Consider the following 19,040-nt stretch of genomic DNA (forward strand, 5'->3'; position numbering starts at 1 on the left):
GACTATCTAGCGGTATCCGTCAACGGAGCCAGACTTAGGCCGACTTCTTGTCGTCCTTGATTTCCTCGTAGTCGGCATCGACGACACCGTCGTCCTTGCCGGCTTCGGCAGCGCCACCATCAGCCTGCTGGGCCTCATAGATGGCCTGACCAAGCTTCATGGATGTTTCCATGAGGGTCTGGGTCTTCGCCTGGATATCGTCTGCATCAGGCTCGGGAGCCTCGACAGAAGCCTTGAGCGCGGCAATGGCATCCTCGATCGCCTTGCGGTCGGTCTCGGTTACCTTGTCGCCATATTCAGCCAGCGACTTCTCGCTGGAATGAATGAGGCTTTCGGCCTGATTCTTGGCTTCCACACCGGCACGACGCTTCTTGTCGGTTTCGGCGTTCGCCTCGGCGTCCTTGACCATCTTCTCGATGTCGGCGTCGGACAGACCACCAGATGCCTGGATGCGGATCTGCTGTTCCTTGCCGGTACCCTTGTCCTTGGCCGAAACCTGGACAATGCCGTTGGCGTCGATGTCGAACGTGACTTCGATCTGCGGCATGCCGCGCGGAGCCGGCGGCAGACCGACGAGGTCGAACTGACCAAGCAGCTTGTTGTCCTGCGCCATTTCACGCTCGCCCTGCGAAACGCGGATCGTCACGGCCGACTGGTTATCGTCGGCGGTAGAGAAGGTCTGCGACTTCTTCGTCGGGATCGTCGTGTTGCGGTCGATCAGGCGGGTAAAGACGCCACCGAGCGTTTCGATGCCGAGCGACAGCGGGGTCACGTCGAGAAGGAGAACGTCTTTGACGTCGCCCTGCAGAACGCCGCCCTGGATCGCGGCGCCCATGGCAACCACTTCATCCGGGTTGACGCCCTTGTGCGGCTCCTTGCCGAACAGCTGCTTGACGACTTCCTGTACCTTCGGCATGCGGCTCATGCCGCCGACCAGAACGACTTCGTCGATTTCAGCGGCAGTCACGCCGGCATCCTTCAAGGCTGCCTTGCACGGTGCGACAGTGCGCTGGACGAGATCGTCGACCAGGCTTTCGAACTTCGAGCGGGTCAGCTTCAAGGTCAGGTGCTTCGGACCGGAAGCATCGGCCGTGATGAACGGCAGGTTGATTTCGGTCTGCTGCGACGACGACAGTTCGATCTTTGCCTTCTCGGATGCTTCCTTGAGGCGCTGCAGAGCGAGCTTGTCGTTCTTCAGGTCGATGCCGTTTTCCTTCTTGAACTCGTTTGCGAGATATTCGACGAGACGCATGTCGAAGTCTTCACCACCGAGGAAGGTGTCACCGTTGGTCGACTTCACTTCGAAGACGCCATCGCCGATTTCGAGAACCGAGATATCGAACGTGCCGCCGCCCAAGTCGTAAACGGCAATCGTCTTGCCTTCCTTCTTGTCGAGGCCGTAGGCAAGTGCTGCAGCCGTCGGCTCGTTGATGATGCGCAGAACTTCAAGACCCGAAATGCGGCCGGCATCCTTGGTTGCCTGGCGCTGGGCATCGTTGAAGTATGCGGGAACCGTGATGACGGCCTGCGTGACCTTCTCGCCGAGATAGGCTTCTGCGGTTTCCTTCATCTTCTGAAGGATCATCGCGGAGATCTGGGCCGGAGAGTAGGCCTTGTCCTGAGCCTTCACCCAAGCGTCGCCGTTGTCGCCCTTGACGATGTCGAAGGGTACGAGGCCCTTGTCCTTCTCAACGGTCGGGTCTTCGTAGCGGCGGCCGATAAGGCGCTTCACTGCGAAAAGCGTATTGGTTGGGTTGGTTACAGCCTGGCGCTTGGCCGGCTGACCGACGAGACGTTCGCCGTCGTCAGAAAATGCGACCATGGACGGCGTCGTGCGCGCGCCTTCCGCATTCTCGATGACTTTGGAATCCTTGCCGTCCATGATGGCGACGCAGGAGTTGGTAGTGCCAAGGTCGATGCCAATTACTTTTGCCATATCTTCTCTCTCCTTTAAGCGAACTGTCGGAACCCCGTGAAAGGCATTCCTTTGACAGTTCCTCGACTGGGAATTTTCGCAGCACCGGCTGCTGTCATGCGGGGTATATAAGGACGGGTTTTTCGGACTGCAAGGCGGGAATTCGCCTGCATTCACGCAAAAAAATGCAATTTTCCTTCTGTCTTTCTAACGGGCTACTGGCCCATGAGGATATCGTACAGCGTCGTGCGACGCGTTTCCTGCGGCTGGTAGACTTGTCCGACGTCCGAAGGCGGCATCGGGCGGCCGCCGACATCGCCGGGCGGCACCGGTGCCTGGCTATCGTAAGGGGCACGATATTCGCGGTAATCCCTGTACTCTCCGGGTTGCGCCCGGTTGGCAGAACCGCCTTCGCGATACTGTCGCGGCGGCGGTCTGTTGTCATAAACCGTCCCGGTGTTGCAGACCGCGTTGTCACCATAGGCGCAATCGGGCTGGCCCGGGGTGGCAGGCTGGACTTGCTGGCGCGTCGCGGGCGGAGGCCTGCGTGCCGGCTGTTCGAGAGAGGCTTCTCCACGAGGTGCCGCCTGCTGGACCGGCGCACGCGGAGCTGGCGGAAAATTATCCGGCGCAGGCGCTTCACGCTGATCGCTCGCCCCCGGTATGATGCCGGAAATGATGTCGCCAATCGATGTCGATGGCGATTGTTCTTCCTCGACGGGCGGTGGCAGCTGAAGGCCGCTGTTGAAACCGAACAGTGGCGTCGGGGTATAGCCCTTCATCGCCACCGTCATGTATTCCTTCCAGGCTTTTGCCGGCAGGCCGCCACCAGTCACCTTTTTCATGAAGGCGCCGTCGTCGTTGCCGAACCAGATCCCTGTCGTCATGATGCTGGTATAACCGACGAACAGCGCATCGCGGAACGACTGGGTCGTCCCGGACTTGCCGGCAACCTGCCAGCCGTCGAGGCGCGCGGCCCGGCCGGTGCCGTCACGGACGACGCCCGACATCATGCTGTTCATGGCAGCCGCAACTGGCGCGCTGAGAACCCGCGGCGGGTTGGTGTAATCGGCCTCATAGAGAACCTTGCCGTCCGTATCGGCAATCCGCTTCACGATATAAGGCGTCGCCTTGTAGCCGCCGTTCATGAAGGCTGCATAGGACGAGGTGAGCTCCGTCAGCGAGACTTCCGATGTCCCGAGCGCAATTGAAGCGTTCGGCTGGATGTCGGAATCGACGCCGAGCCGATGCGCCATCGACACGACCTTTTCAGGCCCCACCGCCACCACCAGTTGAGCGGCGACGGTGTTGAGCGAATGGGCCATCGCATAGGAAAGCGGAACCGGCCCCTTGTATTCCTTTTCGTAATTCTCCGGCGTCCAGTTGCCGATGCGGACAGGCGCGTCGTTGACGATCGTGTCCGGATTGTAGCCCGCTTCGAGAGCCGAGGCATAGACGAACGGCTTGAACGCGGAGCCTGGCTGGCGCTTGGCCTTGACGGCCCGGTTGAACTGGCTTTGGGCGTAATCGCGGCCGCCCACCATTGCGCGGATGGCGCCGGTCGCATCAACGGACACAAGCGCCGCCTGCGAGGCGTTCAGCTTGCCGCCTTCCTTGTTGAGCACGTCTTTCAAAGCCTTTTCGGCGGCTTCCTCAAGACGCAGATCGACGGTGGTCTCGACGACGACATCGACCTTCGGCTCCCCGATCAGACGCTTGACCTCATCGACCACCATGTCTGCGGCGTAGTGCTGGGCGCCGTTCCAGGAGCTCTTGGCGTTGGAAGGCGGCTGCGCCATCGCGGTCTTGAGGTCGCTGTCAGTGATGTAGCCTTCTTCCCGCATCGTCCCGAGAACGACCTGTGCCCGCTCTTCGGCCGCTTTCGGATCTCTGGCAGGCGAAAGCCGCGAGGGCGCCTTCAAAAGACCCGCAAGCGTTGCCGCCTCACCGAGGTTGACGTCCCGTGCCGACTTGTTGAAGTAGCGACGCGAAGCGGCCTCGACACCATAGGCGTTCGCGCCGAAGTACACCCGGTTGAGGTACATCGCCAGGATCTGGTCCTTGGTGAATTTCGTCTCCAGCCAGAAGGACAAGAGCACTTCCTGGATCTTGCGCTCGAACGTGCGATCCGGGGAGAGGAACAGGTTCTTGGCAAGCTGCTGGGTGATCGTCGAACCGCCCTGGATCGGCTGGCCTGTCAGGTTGTTGACGAAGGCGCGCGCCAGACCCAGCGGATCGACGCCAAAATGGGAATAGAAGCGCCGATCCTCGATCGACATGACGGCCTGGGGCAGGTAGGGCGACATGTCTTCCAGCGCCAGCGCCTCGCCACCGGTCGTGCCGCGGTTGGCGATCACCGACCCATCGGTCGAGGTGATCTTCATGTTTGGCGGACGGTCTGGAATGGTCCAGCTGCTGGCAGACGGCATCTGCGCGCCGTAGTAGAGAACAAGTCCACCGATGCCGATCGCTGCCCAGATCGACAGGACGACGCACCAGTAAACCAGTCGTTTCAGGGGCGCGAAGAAGCCACCATTGTCGCCACCGCGATTTGACGATGCCTTGCGCGAAGACCTGTCGCGGTCGTTGGACGGGTCGGACTGCTTGCGTGTCTTGCGGGGCGGGAGATCGTCGTAGTCGTCATCGGCCTTCCGCGCACGCCGGGTGGAGCGTCCATTGCCAATGATGCGGTCGTCCGCGTCGAGACGGAAGTCATCTTTGTCCTGCGATCCGCCAAAAGACGGTTCGACGCGTTTGTCCGATTTTCTGGCTGCCATGATGAGCCGGCATATCCCCGTTACGCGCATCCTGAATGCGCTGTTCTCACAAATTTTCGCCCGAGTTATCTCGCTGCAGTGTAAATGCGGCGATTTAAGGAGATGTAAAATCCGATCGGACGCTATTTAATATGAGTGCCGCCTAAAAAAGGCTGGATTTCTACGTAAAACAGTTGCTTTCTATATACGGTAATTCGCCTGTCGGATCGGTTTGAGTTCCACCTTGGAGGAGGGGAGTGCATGAACAGGATCGTTGAGGCTGTGGTCATCAATGGCGACCGGCGTGTTCCGGTCGGTCTCGTCAGCGTCAAGCAGGCGCTCGAGATGCCATATAACGGCGTCTTTTCCAGCGGCATGTTTGAATTCAGTCATCCGGCCTATGAGGCTGGAAACACCGATGTGTTTCTGACGCGAGAGGCGCTGTCGAAGTTGCAGCTCATGTAGAGGCTCGGCGGCCTGATTGCCCGCAGACCCGCTACGGCGGCGCTGCATGCCCAGTCGCGTCTTGCGGACGGAACTTCATTCCGGCCCGTGGATTGTCTTCAAAAGGAGATGACCATGGCGAGAAAACCACTCAATGTCGGCTTCACCGGTGATATCGACCCTGAAACGGGCGTCGTTGAAAAAGCAAAATCCACAGCCGCGAAGGTGAAGGACGAAGCGGGAATGGTCGCAGCGCATGCTGTGGATCACCCGGCCGCTACTGCATCCGTTGCCGCATCCATTGGCGTGGCGGCATTTCTACTCGGTTATCTGCTGGGCGTTTCGTCCCGGCCCCACGACAGGCGACGCTGGATTTGACCCGCGATCCGCGTCCAGCGCTAGCCCTGCCCGAGGAGCGGACCGGAACAATCAATGGTTATAGCCGTTTCCTCTAGACCTACCCTGAGACAAAGGAGGCATTCATGCCGAATCGTGACCCATTGCCAACTCCCGGCGTCGAGACTCCCCGTGGTCCCGTGGGGACTGGTGGAGTGCCCGACCGCACGCAGGAAAAGCCGCCGCTGACCCCGACGCAGGATCCGGGGGATACGAAAAACCCGCAGGATCCCACATTGGAGCCGGCTCTGATGCCGACGGGAGACCCGGCAGGCGCTGCCTGATTCGTGGTCCGAGAGAAATTGATGATCTACGCCGTCCGGTGACAAGCGCGCCGGGCGGCGTGGCTCGCGATAAGGGTGTGGCTATTGTTAATAACCCCCTAAATTGCACCCGTGCGATCTTGTTATTGCTATTCAATTAGTCAGATCTCACACTGCCGGCTGCATCCACTCGTTTCCTTCGCTGAGGTTTGGAGGCTGCAAGCGGATAAGTCTTTTAGCCTGATCGCGGCTCCCAGGGGTTTGGGGAGGAGCCTCGCCATCCGCACGTGAGGGGCAAATGCCAAGTCAGCTTATCCGCAAGCCGGTCAGTTCCGGCCAGCTCAACCTATTGCAGCAAGTCTTCGACGAGACCTGCTCCGAGCACCACATCGATAAAAGCAGTCCAGATGCAGAAGCACTGGCGCTCATTCTCGTCAACTCGCTTCAAAAGGGCGCCGACGAAAAAGAGAAACTGGCTGCATTGGCGGAAACTCTCGCCAAGGCGCGGTAGATTCCGGGTCGAACAGACATTCGGGCCATTCAAGGAACATATCCTGTCTTCGAAAGTTGACCGTGCTCTCGATCAACAACAGACAGGAGGCCAAAATGGCAGAATCCGTAAAGAGCCTGAAGCCAACCGAATCCCAGTCGCCATCCTTCGATCATGTGCCGAGCGAAAATTCGGCATTTAATTCCGAGATCGCCAGCCTCAAGTCCGAGATCGCCAATTTGCGTGATCTGTTGGCAGAAAAAGGCAGCGTTGCTTATGACCGCGTTGCAAGCCGCGCGTCCGATGCCGCAAGCTACGTTTCGGAAGAAGCAAATTCCGTGGCCGCCACTGTCCGCGAGCATCCTGCAGCAACCACGACCCTGATCACCCTGATTGGCGGTATCGGCTTTGCGATCGGCTATCTCGTCGCCAACGCGTCCGTCGACAGCAAGCAGGCCTGGTATCAGCGTTACATCAACGACCGCTTCTAAGAATACCTTATCCGTCTAGCCGGCCGAACTATCCGTTCGGCTGGCGCAGTCGATCCAGAAGGCCTTGGCGAGTTCTGCAAGTCGTTCCGGGTCTATCCTGATCGCAGCATTCGTTGCTCCAGCTGCGGGCACGACCTCAGGGTAATCCCTTAGCGAAAGGTCGCAATAGACCTGGAGCTCAGTCGCAAGACCAAACGGGCACACCCCTCCGATCGGATGGCCAGTTGCTGCCATGACCTCATCGCCGGACAGCATCCGCGGTTTGGCGCTGAAGACCGACCTGAACTTCTTATTGTCGATGCGACTATTTCCCGACATTACGACCAACAGCATGACGTCGCCCGCTCGCAGGCAGATTGTCTTCGCGATCTGGTCAGGATCGACGCCATGCGCGAGTGCTGCAAGCGGAACGGTCGCCGAACTCTGTTCGGTCTCGATGATCTCGATGTCAGGCGCGTGGGTCGCGAAAAAGCTGCGTACGGATTCAAGGCTCATGGGAGCAGCATGACGGAAGCGCATCCAACGGGCAAGTCTCGCGAGGCATGCGATTCTTGCAATGCTGCGGTGCGAAATTACGTCTGTTTTTTGTGCGTTTCCGCTGTATGTTTAAATCATCGACGGACGCACTCCTCCTCCCAGCGTCCCCGATGGGGCCGGCAACACTCCTCCTCCCAGTTGTTGGCCAGTTTCAGAAGCCCGACGCACCTCCTCCCGCGTCGGGCTTTTCTGTTTTCTGAGGGGCTGGAGCGATGAGATATCTTAAGCGCCTGAAGCTCTCGAAAAGGCCCGCAACTCCAAGAACTTGCGTCGATACAGCGGATACAGGGCACCACGATCGCGTCTGGATCGATCGATTTGCGCCCGGTCCTGCAGGCTTGACGCCAAAACGGCCAGACCTTAAATCCTCTGCATCGATATTTGTTTGACAAGCCAGCACGTGGCTAAACTGCCCCGCCTGCGACGATCTTTCTTCAAATACGAAACACAAACGCCCCGCGAAATTCCGAACGGGGCAGTCGGTCATTTGCAAGAGAAAGGCATCGTTATGGCGACTGGTACTGTAAAATGGTTCAACGCAACCAAGGGCTACGGCTTCATCACCCCTGACGACGGTGGCAAGGACGTTTTCGTTCACGTCACCGCGGTCGAGCGCGCAGGCCTCGGCCAGCTGCAGGACGGTCAGAAGATCGGCTTCGAACTGACGACCGACCGCCGTTCCGGCAAGGAATCGGCTGACAGCCTCCGCGCCGTCTAAGATACCCGTTTCATTTATTTATGAAGGCCGGTCATCGACCGGCCTTTTTGCGTTCCGACGATGCCTTTCGAGCAAGGCACAGAGCGCCGTTAACCAAATATTAACCAATTAGCGAGACGATGAACATTAGAGCCAATGTCGTCGACGGCGGCTGTTTCGCATTGCATGCCCATAAGAGTGACCACGGATGTACTGGCACTTGTGATTGGGATCAGAAAGGTCGGGCTAGCCCGACCTTTTTCGTTTCGTATGAGTTGGACGTGTATCGGCAAAGGCGCTGTCTGCTGCGCCCCGCCGATGCCCTTACTTTGCGAGGGCCGTGATGATCCGGACCCAGGACCTGATCCCCTTGTGGTAGGACTTCAGGTCATACTTCTCGTTCGGCGAGTGGATCCGGTCGTCATTGAGTCCGAAGCCGACCAGCAGACTATCCATTCCGAGCATCTTCTGGAAATCGCCAACGATCGGAATGGAGCCGCCCATGCCGATGATGACGGCTGGATTTGCCCATTCGTCCGAAAGTGCACTCTTGGCCTTGGTCAAGGCCGGTGAGTCGTAGGAAAGCTGGATCGCAGGCGAGCCACCATGCGGGTGGAACTCGACGTTGCAGTCCGCCGGGATCTTGGATGTCACATAGGCGCGGAACGCGTCGCGGATCTTGTCGGGGTCCTGCGTGCCGACGAGGCGGAACGAGATCTTTGCCGAAGCCTTGGCCGCAATGACGGTCTTGAAGCCGTCGCCAGTGTAACCGCCCCAGATCCCGTTGACCTCGCAGGTCGGTCGGGCCCAGGTCATTTCCAGAACCGAACGGCCCTTTTCGCCGGCTGGCTCTGAGAGCCCGATTTCGCCGAGGAACTTTTCGGCCGAGCGACCAAGCGTCTCCCAGCTTGCCTTGATGTTTTCAGGCGTTTCCTCGACGCCGTCGTAGAAACCCTCAAGGGTGATACGGCCCGTGTCGTCGCGAAGGCCGGCGATGATGCCGGTGAGAATGTGGATCGGGTTTGCGGCAGCACCGCCGTAAAGGCCGGAATGCAGGTCGCGGTCGGCAGCGGTGACAGTGATCTCTTCGCCGACCAGTCCGCGAAGGGCGGCAGCGATTGCCGGTGTGTCGGTGTCCCACATGCCCGTATCGCAGACCAGGGCGAAGTCGGCCTTGAGCTCTTCGGCATTTGCTTCGAGGAAAGGCTTCAGCGACGGCGAACCGGATTCTTCCTCGCCCTCAAACAGAATGGTGATGCGGATCGGCAGCGCGCCATGCACGTCCTTGTAGGCGCGGCAGGCTTCGACGAAGGTCAGCAACTGGCCCTTGTCGTCGGATGTCCCGCGTCCGGTCATGATCTTGCGGCCACCCGGGAGCTCCTTCAGCTTCGGATCGAAAGGATCATGTTCCCAAAGCTCGATCGGATCGACCGGCTGCACGTCGTAGTGACCGTAGAACAGAACGTGCGGCGCATCCGGCGTTGCTCCCGCGTGATGACCGACCACCATCGGATGACCGGGGGTGTCGCGCAAGGATGCTTCGAAGCCCAGCGTCGTCAATTCCTCGACAAGCCACTCAGCCGCCTTGCGGCAATCGTCCTTGAAGGCCGGATCAGTCGAGATCGACTTGATGCGCACGAGATCGAACATCCGATCGATGCTGGCGCTGAGGTTCTGGTCGGCACGGTCAAGAACGGGGGAAAGTTCGGTCATAACAATATCCTGTGTGTGGATGCTCGGCGCCGCTGTAGACGTGGCTTGCGACGCTCGTTCCGGAAACTAGCAAGCCTTTATGTCACCGTACAATGGAAAAGGCTGATTGGTGCAGGACAACTAGCGGGCAGTAACGTCGACTGCAACCTTGCACTGACAAGTCTCTGGCGCCCCCTAGAGCTTGCGGGCGTTCTCCAAAATCATCCGCATGTATTCGATCATCAGGTCACGCTCGAATCGCTTGAACCCGGAAAACAGGGCCGCGTCGGCTTCCGCTGCCGCCTCCACCGCACGGGCCTCCAGGCTGCGGCCAAGCGCCGTCAGGGTAATGATCTTTGCCCGCTTGTCGTCAGGATGGGGGATGCGCTCGATGAGACCGTCGCGCTGCATCCGCGCGAGCGTATTGGCAACCGTCGCCTGCTCCACCTCGAGCTTGTCCAGGAGTTGCTTCTGGGTAAGGCCATCCTGCTGCCAGAGTTCCAGGAGAACGGGAAACTGGCCCGGGGAAAAGCCGAGGCTGCTTGAGCGCTGTTGCAGGGATCGCGCAAAACCCTTCGCAAGCTGGTTGGCGAGATAGGTTGCGGAATGAGAGCGATCGAATGCCATGGCTTCGGTATCTTGCTTCCCGGTTGAAAGTCCAAACAGACCTTGCCCGGAAGGATATATCGCACGCCGTGCTTTCGCCAACCCTGCAACGCTTCGCTAGATGCTGTGAGCCGCAAACAAAAACCGCCACGACCGGGAGGGGAGCGGTCGTGGCGGCATGATAGAAGAACAAAGGCCCGGAGAGGGGGGTGAGCCTTTGTCCGGTCTGACGCGGCAGGGGGCAAGCCGGGTGCCAGACTGCGGCGTGATCAATCGCCGGTAAGCTTGAAATGTGCGGCGAAATGCGGCTTTTCAAGGGATTGGTCTATTACAAATCGGTAACGTTGCGGTGAGCGTTCGGTGGCGCTGCCGGCGAACTTTTCGTGGACGCCGAAGATGCCTCGGGGTATTCCATCCCCATGAAAAAAGGCGATCATCTCTTCCTCATCGACGGCTCCGGTTTCATCTTCCGGGCGTTTCATGCATTGCCCCCGCTCACCCGCAAATCAGACGGGCTGCCGGTGGGCGCCGTGTCGGGGTTCTGCAACATGTTGTGGAAGCTTCTGACCGATGCGCGCGATACGTCTGTCGGCGTCACGCCGACGCATTTCGCCGTCATTTTCGACTATTCCTCGAAGACCTTCCGCAAGGAGATCTACGATGCGTACAAGGCCAACCGGTCCGCGCCGCCGGAAGAGCTCGTTCCGCAGTTCGGTCTGATCCGCCAGGCGACCCGCGCCTTCAACCTCCCCTGCATCGAGACGGAGGGGTTCGAGGCGGATGACATCATTGCCACCTATGCCCGCCAGGCCGAAGCGACGGGCGCCGACGTCACCATCGTGTCCTCCGACAAGGACCTGATGCAGCTGGTGACGCCGATGGTCCACATGTACGACAGCATGAAGGACAAGCAGATCAGCGTGCCCGACGTCGTCGAAAAGTGGGGCGTAGCGCCTGAAAAGATGATCGATCTCCAGGCTTTGGTCGGCGATTCGGTCGACAACGTGCCGGGTATTCCGGGCATCGGGCCGAAGACGGCAGCGCAGCTTTTGGAAGAGTTCGGCGATCTCGAAACGCTTCTTTCCCGCGCCGGAGAGATCAAGCAGGTCAAGCGCCGCGAAAGCATCATCGCCTTTGCCGAGCAGGCGCGCCTGTCGAGGCGACTGGTGGAGCTGCGCACCGATGTTCCCCTGGAGCTCGAACTCGACGCGCTGGTCCTCGAACCCCAGAACGGACCAAAGCTGATCGGCTTCCTCAAGGCCATGAACTTCGGAACGTTGACGCGAAGGGTTGCCACAGCCTGCGACTGCAACGCCGATGAAATAGAAGCGGCGGATGTCGAGGTCGAATGGGGCGATGCCGCCCGCGGTCCAGACCTCGATGCGGGCGAGGCGGCGAAGGCCGATACGGGAGAGGCCACAGCTCCGGCGCCCGCCGAGCGAGCGGTTTCGACGGTCGCAAAGGTAACCGGCGAAGCGACGCCAGCCTCCTTTGCCGAAGCTCGTATCGCCGCATTCGGGCAGGCGAAGCTCGATATGGAAAACTACGTGACGATCCGCGATGTGGAAGTGCTTGATGACTGGATCCGCGCGGCGCGCGAGACCGGTTTCGTCGCCTTCGACACGGAGACCAACTCGCTCGACCCGATGCAGGCCGAACTGGTCGGCTTCTCGCTGGCGATCGCCGACAATACCGACAGCCCGTCCGGGCTCGAAGTCCGCGCCGCCTATGTTCCGCTCACCCACAAGACTGGTGTCGGCGATCTCCTAGGCGGTGGTCTGGCCGAAAACCAGATGGCCAGCCGCAAAGCGCTGGATCGCCTCAAGCCGCTGCTGGAAGATCCGACCGTCCTCAAGGTCGCGCAGAACCTCAAGTTCGATTACCTCGTCATGAAGCGGCACGGCATAACCGTCCAGGCCCATGACGATACGATGCTGATGTCCTACGTGCTGGAGGCCGGAAAGGCCAACCACGGCATGGACGCATTGTCCGAACGCTGGCTCAATCATAAGCCGATCGCGTTCAAGGATGTTGCCGGCTCCGGCAAGAGCGGGGTGACGTTCGATTACGTCGATATCGAGAAGGCGACTGCCTATGCGGCCGAGGACGCGGATGTCACGCTGCGTCTCTGGATGGTGCTGAAGCCGCAGCTCGCCGCAGCGGGCCTGACGCGCGTCTACGAACGGCTCGAGCGACCGCTGGTCTCTGTTCTCGCCGATATGGAAGAACGCGGCATCACTATCGATCGGCAGATCCTGTCGCGCCTTTCCGGCGAGCTTGCGCAGAAGGCGGCGGCCTTCGAAGACGAGATCTATGCGCTCGCCGGCGAGAAATTCACCATCGGCTCTCCCAAGCAGCTCGGCGATATCCTGTTCGGCAAGATGGGCCTGCCCGGCGGCGCCAAGACCAAGACCGGCCAGTGGTCAACCTCGGCAAGCGTGCTGGAGGATCTGGCGGCAACCGGTCATGATCTGCCCCGCAAGATCGTCGACTGGCGCCAGCTGACAAAGCTGAAATCCACCTACACCGATGCGCTTCCAGGCTACGTCCATCCGGAAACCAAGCGCGTCCACACGTCCTATTCGCTGGCGTCGACCACAACCGGGCGTCTTTCCTCGTCGGAACCCAATCTCCAGAACATCCCGGTCCGCAATGCCGAAGGCCGCAAGATCCGCACCGCATTCATCGCGACCCCCGGCCACAAGCTTCTCTCCGCGGATTACAGCCAGATCGAGCTGCGCGTCCTCGCCCACGTCGCCGACATTCCGCAGCTGCGTCAGGCCTTTGCGGATGGCATCGACATTCACTCGATGACCGCATCGGAAATGTTCGGTGTTCCCGTCGAGGGCATGTCGAGTGAGGTCCGTCGCCGCGCGAAGGCGATCAACTTCGGCATCATCTACGGAATTTCCGCCTTTGGTCTTGCCAACCAACTGTCTATCGATCGCTCGGAAGCAGGCGATTACATCAAGCGGTATTTCGAGCGCTTTCCCGGTATCAAAGACTACATGGAGCAGACGAAGGCCTTTGCCCGTGAGCATGGCTATGTGGAAACGATCTTCGGCCGTCGCTCCCATTATCCCGATATCAAGTCGTCCAACCCGTCGATGCGCGCCTTCAGTGAACGCGCTGCCATCAACGCCCCGATCCAGGGGTCGGCCGCTGATGTCATCCGCCGTGCGATGATCGGGATGGAGCCTGCCCTGAAGAAGGCCGGTCTCGACGAAAAGGTCCGCATGCTGCTGCAGGTGCATGACGAACTGATCTTCGAAGTCGAGGATGCGGCGATCGAAGAAGCGATCCCGCTGATCGTATCGACCATGGAAGAGGCGACAATGCCGGCTGTTTCGATGCGGGTGCCGCTGAAAGTGGACGCGCGCGCCGCCGCGAACTGGGACGAGGCGCACTGATCTGGCTTGATCAGCCGTTGGGGTAAAGAGACAGAAGAGCTGTCGATAGTAGCTCGTCGGCGTATCGGTGCGCCGACTGGCTGCCTTCATCCGTCATGCCCAGTTCACGACAGCGGTGGTGGACGGTGTCGAGGATCAGGCTGGCAATGCCCTTGGCATGATCAACATTCGCGTTTTCGGAGGTATCCAGCGCCATGGCGAGCGAGGTGATGGACACGATCTCGAGCACGGTCATCCGGGCTTCCAGATTGAGCCTTGCCGTTCCCGCAGCATCCACGTCGTCTAAGTCATCAAGCCTTCGCGTTTGGTCCATGCTGCGCCCCTTATGTTAGAAAGTCCACATAGAGGCAAAATCGGGACTGTAAAGTGCCCGTCGTGAAGATAGTCGCAAAATCACACGCGCCGGAAAAGACGTCGTTCCAGCGTGTCGATCAGTGTTTGGGCGGCTTCGCTCAGGGACCCGCTGTTGTCGATCGTTACGACCGAATAGTCGCCATCGACAGTGAGGGAGCCGCGCTCTAGACGCCGCAGGATGTCCTCGCGGCATTCCCGTCCCCGCGCTTCGAGCCGCGCGGCGAGCACGTCGCGCGAGGCAATGACGTTGATGACCAGCATGGCCGGATACGCTGAGTGGAAGTGTGCAAGCGCCGAACGGGAGCCATTGGCGATGACCAGACTGCCACCTTCGACGGCATCGAGCGTATCCTTGGGAATGCCATAGGATAGCCCGTGCGCATTCCAGGAGACGGCAAAGCGTCCGGCTTTTTCCAAAGCAGCGAACTCGTCCTCCGAGACGCCGTCGTGGTCCTCCCCGCCGGCGGCAGGGTCCCGGGTGATTGTGCGGCGGGCAAACACCACGTCGTCACGATCCGCAAAATGCCGCGCAGCCTCCGCCATCAGCGTGTCCTTGCCCGCACCGCTCGGGCCGACCACGACGACGATCACGCCGCTTTTGCCACTGTCGCTATTCGCCGGGCAGCCGGCCATCAGGCGACCCGCCGTCCTTCGCGCCACACAGCGCGCGCCACCGGCACACCCTCTGGGCGATGAACCCGGACCAGATCAGCGCGTAGACCGGTGGCGATCCGGCCGCGATCGTCGAGGCCGACCGTGCGGGCAGGCGTCGCACTCACCATGGCGATTGCCTTCGGCAGCGAAATGCTGTCGACGTCATCGGCCAGAATGAACGGCGCGTAGAGCAGGCTGAGCGGTACGTAGTCGGACGAAAGCACGTCGAGAACGTCTTTCTCAGCCAGATCGCGGGCGGCGATATTGCCGGAATGCGACTTGCCGCGCACGATGTTGGGGGCGCCCATCAGCACGCTCATCCCCGCCTGATGCGAGGCCTTGGCGGCATCGAGACTGGTCGGGAATTCGGCGAGCTTCACACCATTGCCGATCGCCTCGTCCACATGCGCGAGCGTGGCATCGTCGTGGCTTGCAACCGTAATGCCGTTATCGGCGCAGACCTTTGCGATGGCGATGCGATGCGGCGTCGAATTGCGCTCGGACTCTTCGACGCGCTTGTCGATGAAGATCTTGAAGGCTTCGTCGGAAAGCCCGCGCTTCTTCTGGTAGTAGAAGATGTACTGGTCCATCGTCTGGAACTGGCGCTGGCCCGGAGCATGGTCCATCAGCGAAACGAGCCTGACGTAAGGATCGTTGGCAAAATCGGCGAAGTGATCGAGCACATTGTCGGACGAAACTTCGCAGCGAAGATGGATCAGATGCTCGGACCGCAGGCGGCCCTGGCGCTCGGCGGCCTGGATGGCGTCTGCCATGGCGCGCATCTCGCCCTGTTCGAAGCCGCCATCCTCGTCCGATCCCATCCGCAGGCAATCGAACACGGTGGTGATGCCGGAAGAAGCGATCTGTGCGTCATGCGCCTGGATTGCCGCCGTCGCATTCCAGCGCACGCCCGGACGCGGCGAGTAATGCTGTTCCAGATGGTCGGTATGCAGTTCGACAAGCCCGGGGATCAGGTAATCGCCCTCGAAGTCTTCGCCGGCCTGTGCCGTGCCACTGGAAATGTCTGCGATCTTGCCGTCCCGGATCTGGATGGAGCCGGTCACGATGCTGTCCTCCAGCACAATACGGGCATTTGTGAATACGGTCTCGACGGTCATGGGGTCGTCTTTCTAATATCGGAGGCGGGCGCTAAGGGCAGCCAGCGGTGAACTGTAAAATCTGCGCCCCGCTCGGGCTCTATGAAGAGCGCAACTCCGTTGATGGAGAGCGGTGCGTTGGTGAAATCTGCAAATCTGGTTTCAAGTGCCGTGCGCATGGCCGGCGCCTGTTCGGGCGGAACCTGTCCGGTCAGCGTCATGTGAAAGCGGAACTCGTCCATGACGTAGGGGTAGCCCCAGCGCATCAGGTTGTCGCGGTGTTCGGTTGACAGGCTCTCCGGCTTGCGCCGGGCAATATCGGCATCGGAAAGCGGCGCACGGAACGGCTCAAACTCTTCGACCACGCGGGCGGCAAAGGCCTGAAGTTCCGGATAGACCTGGCCCGGCACCAGAGCAAAGAAACGGCCGAGCTGGCCGATGATGGCATTCGGAATGTCGAAACCCGGTGTCGCCGCCGCAAACGCCTCGAATGCCTCGATCAGTTCGGCTTCGCTTCGTCCCTCGGCAAGCTCGAATGGTGCCTTCAGCGTCGCATGAAAGGCGTAGCGGCGTGGGTCGGCCGTCAGCGCGTGCACGTCCTCGGCGTTAATGCCTTCCACGACCGCTGTCTCGAAGCGCTCATCGTTGAAGGCATCGCGGCCGAGCCAACGGGAGGCGGTCTTCGTCAGCGGGTGATCCGCTGCGGGCGAAAAGTAGAGAGCATATCGCAAGGCATGGTTCCGGAATCAAAAAGGAAGCGACGTCCCGAGACTAACCACCTGTGGCGCCTCGAGACAGCCTTCGGCTAAAAGATTTCCGTGACAGAATGATGATGCGGCAGAGCTTTTAATGCGTCGGGCCACCGATCAGGCGGGAGCGGATCGCGTTGGACACATTGTCGAACAGGAACACCACCATCAGGATCAGCAGAACCATATAGGCAACCTTGTCCCAGTCGGCATTGGTGCCCATCGCTTCGAGCAGCTTGAGGCCGATGCCGCCTGCACCAACGGCGCCGATAACAGTCGCCGAACGGGTGTTCGATTCCCAGAAATACAGCGACTGGGAGATGAACACCGGCAGCACCTGCGGCACGACGCCGAAGCGGTTGACGATGACGGAGGGCGCGCCGACCGATTTGACACCCTCGCGCTGCTTGTCGTCGACATTCTCGACCGCTTCCGAATAGACCTTGCCGAGCGCACCCGCATCCGTGAAGAAGATCGCCGCGATACCGGGGATCGGTCCTGGGCCGAAGGAGCGGGTGAAGAACAGCGCCCAGATCAGCATGTCGACGGAGCGCAGGAAGTCGAACAAGCGCTTCATGCCCCAGTTGGCGGCCCGGTTGCGGGTAATGTTGCGCGCTGCGATGAAGGCGAGCGGGAAGGCGAACAGCGTCCCGAGCAGCGTTCCGACAAAGGCCATGACCAGCGTCTGCAGCAGTTTCGACAGAATGTCCGCATGCTGCCAGACATTATTGCCTAGGAAGTCGTCGCGCATATGGCCGATATTCGAGCGTTCCGGATCCAGCCGCTCGCCGATCGTCGCAAGGTGTGCAAGCTCGCCCCAGCTCTTGCCCCAGAATGCTGACTTGGTGTCGAACAGGAAGTTCGCCCAACCAAGAAAGCGACGCTGCACATAGACCTGTGCCGGCCGGATTTCCGCCTGGCCCTCGAAGCCGTAGTCGACCAGCACCTTGGCTCCGTCCTGGCGGAGTGCCGCAGGCGCATCGGCTGGCGCCGTCGCTGCGTTGCTGCCGATCGTGACCGGATAGACCATGCCGTTCAGATAGACATCGACCCGGCCTGGCGTCACATCCAGACGATCCGCATCGCTGCCATAGGTCACGCGGTAACCGCCGCCTTCGGTTGGCTTCAGCCAGGAAATGTCGGAACCTTCGGCATACTGTCCGCGGCTCGACCACTGCGGCTTGACGGTGCCGTCGTCCTGGAACCGCAGGCGCGGCTGGGCACGCCATGAATACCAGTCCTGGAGATAGAGCGAGGCTCGGTCCCACTGGCCGTTCCTGAAGGCGGGACCCACATTGAAGGCGAAAAAGCAGGCAACCAGATAGGCGAGGATCAGTCCGGAGCCGATCACCAGTCCGTAGCGCTGCAGGAAGGACCGTTGAAACACCTGCGGATAGGTTTCGCGCAAGCGCTCTCTGTCGGATGCATTGATGGCAGGTACCGATGGCATCAGGCTGCTCCCCTGCCAAGTTCGAAGGACTGCTGGCCGATCAGCCGGCGGCGAAGCCAGGACGAGAACTGGTCGATGGCAATGACGCTGACGAGCAGCAGAATGATGATGGCATAGGTCTTGGCCGCATGATCGCGACCGATCGCCAGGCGAAACACCTCGCCGATACCGCCGCCACCGACCGCACCGATAATGGTCGAGGCGCGCACGTTTACCTCGGCGCGCAGCAGCGTGTAGGACACGAAATTCGGCAGCACCTGGGGAACGATCGCGAAACGCACCCGCTCGACCCAGGATGCACCGGCGGCCCGCAAACCTTCATCCGGCTTCATGTCGGAATTCTCGACCACCTCGAAGAACAGCTTTCCGAGCGCGCCGATCGTGTGGACGGTAATCGCAATGATCGCGGCGATCGGCCCGATCGACAGGATCGCCGTCAGAAGTCCGGCAATGACGATTTCCGGAAAGGCACGCAGGATTTCCATGATGCGGCGAACGACGAAACGCACAGGCCCGGCGCCGACAAGATTGGTGGACGCGAAGAAGCACAGCAGAAAGGCGATGGCGGAACCGATAATCGTCGAAACCAGCGCGATGTTGATGGTGATGATCAGCTGGTAGAAGAAATTCGGGATGTAGAACGTCTCGGTAATATAGTGGCGATCGGCCGTGTAATCATATTTCAGCGAGCCGTCGGCATAGGGGGAGGGAAGGTCGAACATCGCCCGGATGATTTCCATCGGGCTGTCAGGCACGAAGCTGCGAATGAAATCGAACATATAGGGCAGGCGTTCGAAGAACTTGCCCGCATTGGCGTCATTGGCGAATTTCAGCGAGGCGAACAGCACGACCAGAAACACGCCAATCGTAATAGCGGTATAGACGCGGCGGGTTCGCAGCTGCTGCCGGTAATGCTGCATCATCAGGGATGCCGCTGGTCCCAGTCGGCTGCCGGGGGCGCCGTCGAGATTGCCGCCGAGATGTCCGGTCGTCTGTTTGCTGATCGTCGCCATGCCCGTGTCTCTCGTTGCAGAACGGC

At 60.3% G+C, this 19,040-nt stretch carries 19 protein-coding genes; 7 read left to right on the top strand and 12 right to left on the bottom strand.

Annotated features, from left to right (window positions below; translation table 11 throughout):
* Positions 1-34 precede the first annotated feature (34 nt).
* Entirely contained in the window at positions 35-1,936 is a 1,902-nt protein-coding gene (gene dnaK, locus ACQY1P_RS05905; RefSeq protein ID WP_062578609.1) for a molecular chaperone DnaK, read from the bottom strand.
* A 194-nt stretch (positions 1,937-2,130) separates the two neighbouring features.
* A complete protein-coding gene (locus ACQY1P_RS05910; protein ID WP_430255659.1) occupies positions 2,131-4,692 on the bottom strand; it encodes a PBP1A family penicillin-binding protein in 2,562 nt (853 codons plus the stop codon).
* Positions 4,693-4,932: 240 nt separating this feature from the next.
* Here ACQY1P_RS05910 and ACQY1P_RS05915 point away from each other — a divergent pair, with 240 nt between their 5' ends.
* From ACQY1P_RS05915 to ACQY1P_RS05935, 5 genes are all read left to right on the top strand, one after another.
* Entirely contained in the window at positions 4,933-5,136 is a 204-nt protein-coding gene (locus tag ACQY1P_RS05915; protein WP_430255661.1) for a hypothetical protein, read from the top strand.
* Positions 5,137-5,250: 114 nt separating this feature from the next.
* Entirely contained in the window at positions 5,251-5,493 is a 243-nt protein-coding gene (locus tag ACQY1P_RS05920) for a hypothetical protein (protein WP_162734899.1), read from the top strand.
* Between the two features lie 104 nt (positions 5,494-5,597).
* Positions 5,598-5,795, top strand: coding sequence for a hypothetical protein (locus ACQY1P_RS05925; protein WP_062454176.1), 198 nt, complete (start codon positions 5,598-5,600; stop codon positions 5,793-5,795).
* Between the two features lie 277 nt (positions 5,796-6,072).
* Complete coding sequence (locus ACQY1P_RS05930; protein ID WP_062454175.1) at positions 6,073-6,285, top strand: hypothetical protein; 213 nt, start codon at positions 6,073-6,075, stop codon at positions 6,283-6,285.
* Positions 6,286-6,380: 95 nt separating this feature from the next.
* Entirely contained in the window at positions 6,381-6,755 is a 375-nt protein-coding gene (locus tag ACQY1P_RS05935) for a hypothetical protein (RefSeq protein WP_139283901.1), read from the top strand.
* A gap of 15 nt (positions 6,756-6,770) precedes the next feature.
* Here the strand turns inward: ACQY1P_RS05935 and ACQY1P_RS05940 are convergent, their stop codons facing one another.
* Positions 6,771-7,250 carry a YbaK/EbsC family protein gene (locus ACQY1P_RS05940; RefSeq protein ID WP_325263735.1) on the bottom strand — a complete coding sequence of 160 codons (480 nt, stop codon included), beginning with the start codon at positions 7,248-7,250 and terminating at the stop codon, positions 6,771-6,773.
* 550 nt (positions 7,251-7,800) lie between these two features.
* On the opposite strand from ACQY1P_RS05940, the gene ACQY1P_RS05945 reads away from it, so the two are divergent.
* Positions 7,801-8,010 (top strand): cold-shock protein, encoded by a 210-nt coding sequence (locus tag ACQY1P_RS05945; RefSeq protein WP_062454173.1) that lies wholly within the window; start codon positions 7,801-7,803, stop codon positions 8,008-8,010.
* Positions 8,011-8,313: 303 nt separating this feature from the next.
* On the opposite strand, the gene ACQY1P_RS05950 is transcribed toward ACQY1P_RS05945, so the two are convergent.
* The 3 genes from ACQY1P_RS05950 to ACQY1P_RS05960 form a co-directional block, all read right to left on the bottom strand.
* Complete coding sequence (locus ACQY1P_RS05950; RefSeq protein WP_430255663.1) at positions 8,314-9,702, bottom strand: dipeptidase; 1,389 nt, start codon at positions 9,700-9,702, stop codon at positions 8,314-8,316.
* A gap of 174 nt (positions 9,703-9,876) precedes the next feature.
* Positions 9,877-10,308: a MarR family winged helix-turn-helix transcriptional regulator gene (locus tag ACQY1P_RS05955; RefSeq protein ID WP_062454171.1), complete on the bottom strand. Its 432-nt coding sequence runs from the start codon at positions 10,306-10,308 to the stop codon at positions 9,877-9,879.
* Between the two features lie 248 nt (positions 10,309-10,556).
* Positions 10,557-10,769 (bottom strand): hypothetical protein, encoded by a 213-nt coding sequence (locus ACQY1P_RS05960; protein ID WP_162237958.1) that lies wholly within the window; start codon positions 10,767-10,769, stop codon positions 10,557-10,559.
* Between ACQY1P_RS05960 and polA the strand changes: the two genes are divergently transcribed.
* Positions 10,707-13,697 carry a DNA polymerase I gene (gene polA / locus ACQY1P_RS05965; RefSeq protein WP_430255665.1) on the top strand — a complete coding sequence of 997 codons (2,991 nt, stop codon included), beginning with the start codon at positions 10,707-10,709 and terminating at the stop codon, positions 13,695-13,697. The genes ACQY1P_RS05960 and polA overlap by 63 nt on opposite strands.
* A 10-nt stretch (positions 13,698-13,707) precedes the next feature.
* Here polA and ACQY1P_RS05970 read toward each other — a convergent pair whose 3' ends face one another.
* From ACQY1P_RS05970 to phnE (ACQY1P_RS05995), 6 genes are all read right to left on the bottom strand, one after another.
* On the bottom strand, positions 13,708-14,010 hold the full coding sequence (locus ACQY1P_RS05970) for a hypothetical protein (protein WP_430255667.1): 303 nt from the start codon (positions 14,008-14,010) through the stop codon (positions 13,708-13,710).
* 80 nt (positions 14,011-14,090) lie between these two features.
* A complete protein-coding gene (gene phnN / locus ACQY1P_RS05975; protein ID WP_430255669.1) occupies positions 14,091-14,684 on the bottom strand; it encodes a phosphonate metabolism protein/1,5-bisphosphokinase (PRPP-forming) PhnN in 594 nt (197 codons plus the stop codon).
* The gene (locus ACQY1P_RS05980; RefSeq protein WP_430255671.1) at positions 14,684-15,823 is read right to left on the bottom strand and encodes an alpha-D-ribose 1-methylphosphonate 5-triphosphate diphosphatase; all 1,140 of its coding nucleotides are present in this window, start codon (positions 15,821-15,823) and stop codon (positions 14,684-14,686) included. Before ACQY1P_RS05980 ends, phnN begins: the two co-directional genes overlap by 1 nt.
* Entirely contained in the window at positions 15,820-16,533 is a 714-nt protein-coding gene (locus ACQY1P_RS05985) for a DUF1045 domain-containing protein (protein WP_430255673.1), read from the bottom strand. Before ACQY1P_RS05985 ends, ACQY1P_RS05980 begins: the two co-directional genes overlap by 4 nt.
* A 115-nt stretch (positions 16,534-16,648) precedes the next feature.
* Positions 16,649-18,001, bottom strand: coding sequence for a phosphonate ABC transporter, permease protein PhnE (gene phnE / locus ACQY1P_RS05990; RefSeq protein ID WP_430255675.1), 1,353 nt, complete (start codon positions 17,999-18,001; stop codon positions 16,649-16,651).
* A complete protein-coding gene (phnE, locus tag ACQY1P_RS05995; protein ID WP_192087767.1) occupies positions 18,001-18,921 on the bottom strand; it encodes a phosphonate ABC transporter, permease protein PhnE in 921 nt (306 codons plus the stop codon). The genes phnE (ACQY1P_RS05990) and phnE (ACQY1P_RS05995) overlap by 1 nt, the downstream gene beginning before the upstream one ends.
* Positions 18,922-19,040: the final 119 nt, after the last annotated feature.

It is taken from the genome of Neorhizobium sp. DAR64872/K0K18, from assembly GCF_050500175.1.
GTDB classification, from domain to species: domain Bacteria; phylum Pseudomonadota; class Alphaproteobacteria; order Rhizobiales; family Rhizobiaceae; genus Neorhizobium; species Neorhizobium soli.

Coding starts and splice junctions, on each gene's coding strand:
- phnE (WP_192087767.1), bottom strand. CDS start 18,921: ATGCAGCATTACCGGCAGCAGCTGCGAACCCGCCGCGTCTATACCGCT.
- ACQY1P_RS05955 (WP_062454171.1), bottom strand. CDS start 10,308: ATGGCATTCGATCGCTCTCATTCCGCAACCTATCTCGCCAACCAGCTT.
- ACQY1P_RS05930 (WP_062454175.1), top strand. CDS start 6,073: ATGCCAAGTCAGCTTATCCGCAAGCCGGTCAGTTCCGGCCAGCTCAAC.
- ACQY1P_RS05950 (WP_430255663.1), bottom strand. CDS start 9,702: ATGACCGAACTTTCCCCCGTTCTTGACCGTGCCGACCAGAACCTCAGC.
- ACQY1P_RS05960 (WP_162237958.1), bottom strand. CDS start 10,769: ATGAAACGCCCGGAAGATGAAACCGGAGCCGTCGATGAGGAAGAGATG.
- ACQY1P_RS05970 (WP_430255667.1), bottom strand. CDS start 14,010: ATGGACCAAACGCGAAGGCTTGATGACTTAGACGACGTGGATGCTGCG.
- phnN (WP_430255669.1), bottom strand. CDS start 14,684: ATGGCCGGCTGCCCGGCGAATAGCGACAGTGGCAAAAGCGGCGTGATC.
- ACQY1P_RS05935 (WP_139283901.1), top strand. CDS start 6,381: ATGGCAGAATCCGTAAAGAGCCTGAAGCCAACCGAATCCCAGTCGCCA.
- ACQY1P_RS05925 (WP_062454176.1), top strand. CDS start 5,598: ATGCCGAATCGTGACCCATTGCCAACTCCCGGCGTCGAGACTCCCCGT.
- ACQY1P_RS05980 (WP_430255671.1), bottom strand. CDS start 15,823: ATGACCGTCGAGACCGTATTCACAAATGCCCGTATTGTGCTGGAGGAC.
- ACQY1P_RS05920 (WP_162734899.1), top strand. CDS start 5,251: ATGGCGAGAAAACCACTCAATGTCGGCTTCACCGGTGATATCGACCCT.
- dnaK (WP_062578609.1), bottom strand. CDS start 1,936: ATGGCAAAAGTAATTGGCATCGACCTTGGCACTACCAACTCCTGCGTC.
- polA (WP_430255665.1), top strand. CDS start 10,707: ATGAAAAAAGGCGATCATCTCTTCCTCATCGACGGCTCCGGTTTCATC.
- ACQY1P_RS05915 (WP_430255661.1), top strand. CDS start 4,933: ATGAACAGGATCGTTGAGGCTGTGGTCATCAATGGCGACCGGCGTGTT.
- ACQY1P_RS05945 (WP_062454173.1), top strand. CDS start 7,801: ATGGCGACTGGTACTGTAAAATGGTTCAACGCAACCAAGGGCTACGGC.
- phnE (WP_430255675.1), bottom strand. CDS start 18,001: ATGCCATCGGTACCTGCCATCAATGCATCCGACAGAGAGCGCTTGCGC.
- ACQY1P_RS05940 (WP_325263735.1), bottom strand. CDS start 7,250: ATGAGCCTTGAATCCGTACGCAGCTTTTTCGCGACCCACGCGCCTGAC.
- ACQY1P_RS05910 (WP_430255659.1), bottom strand. CDS start 4,692: ATGGCAGCCAGAAAATCGGACAAACGCGTCGAACCGTCTTTTGGCGGA.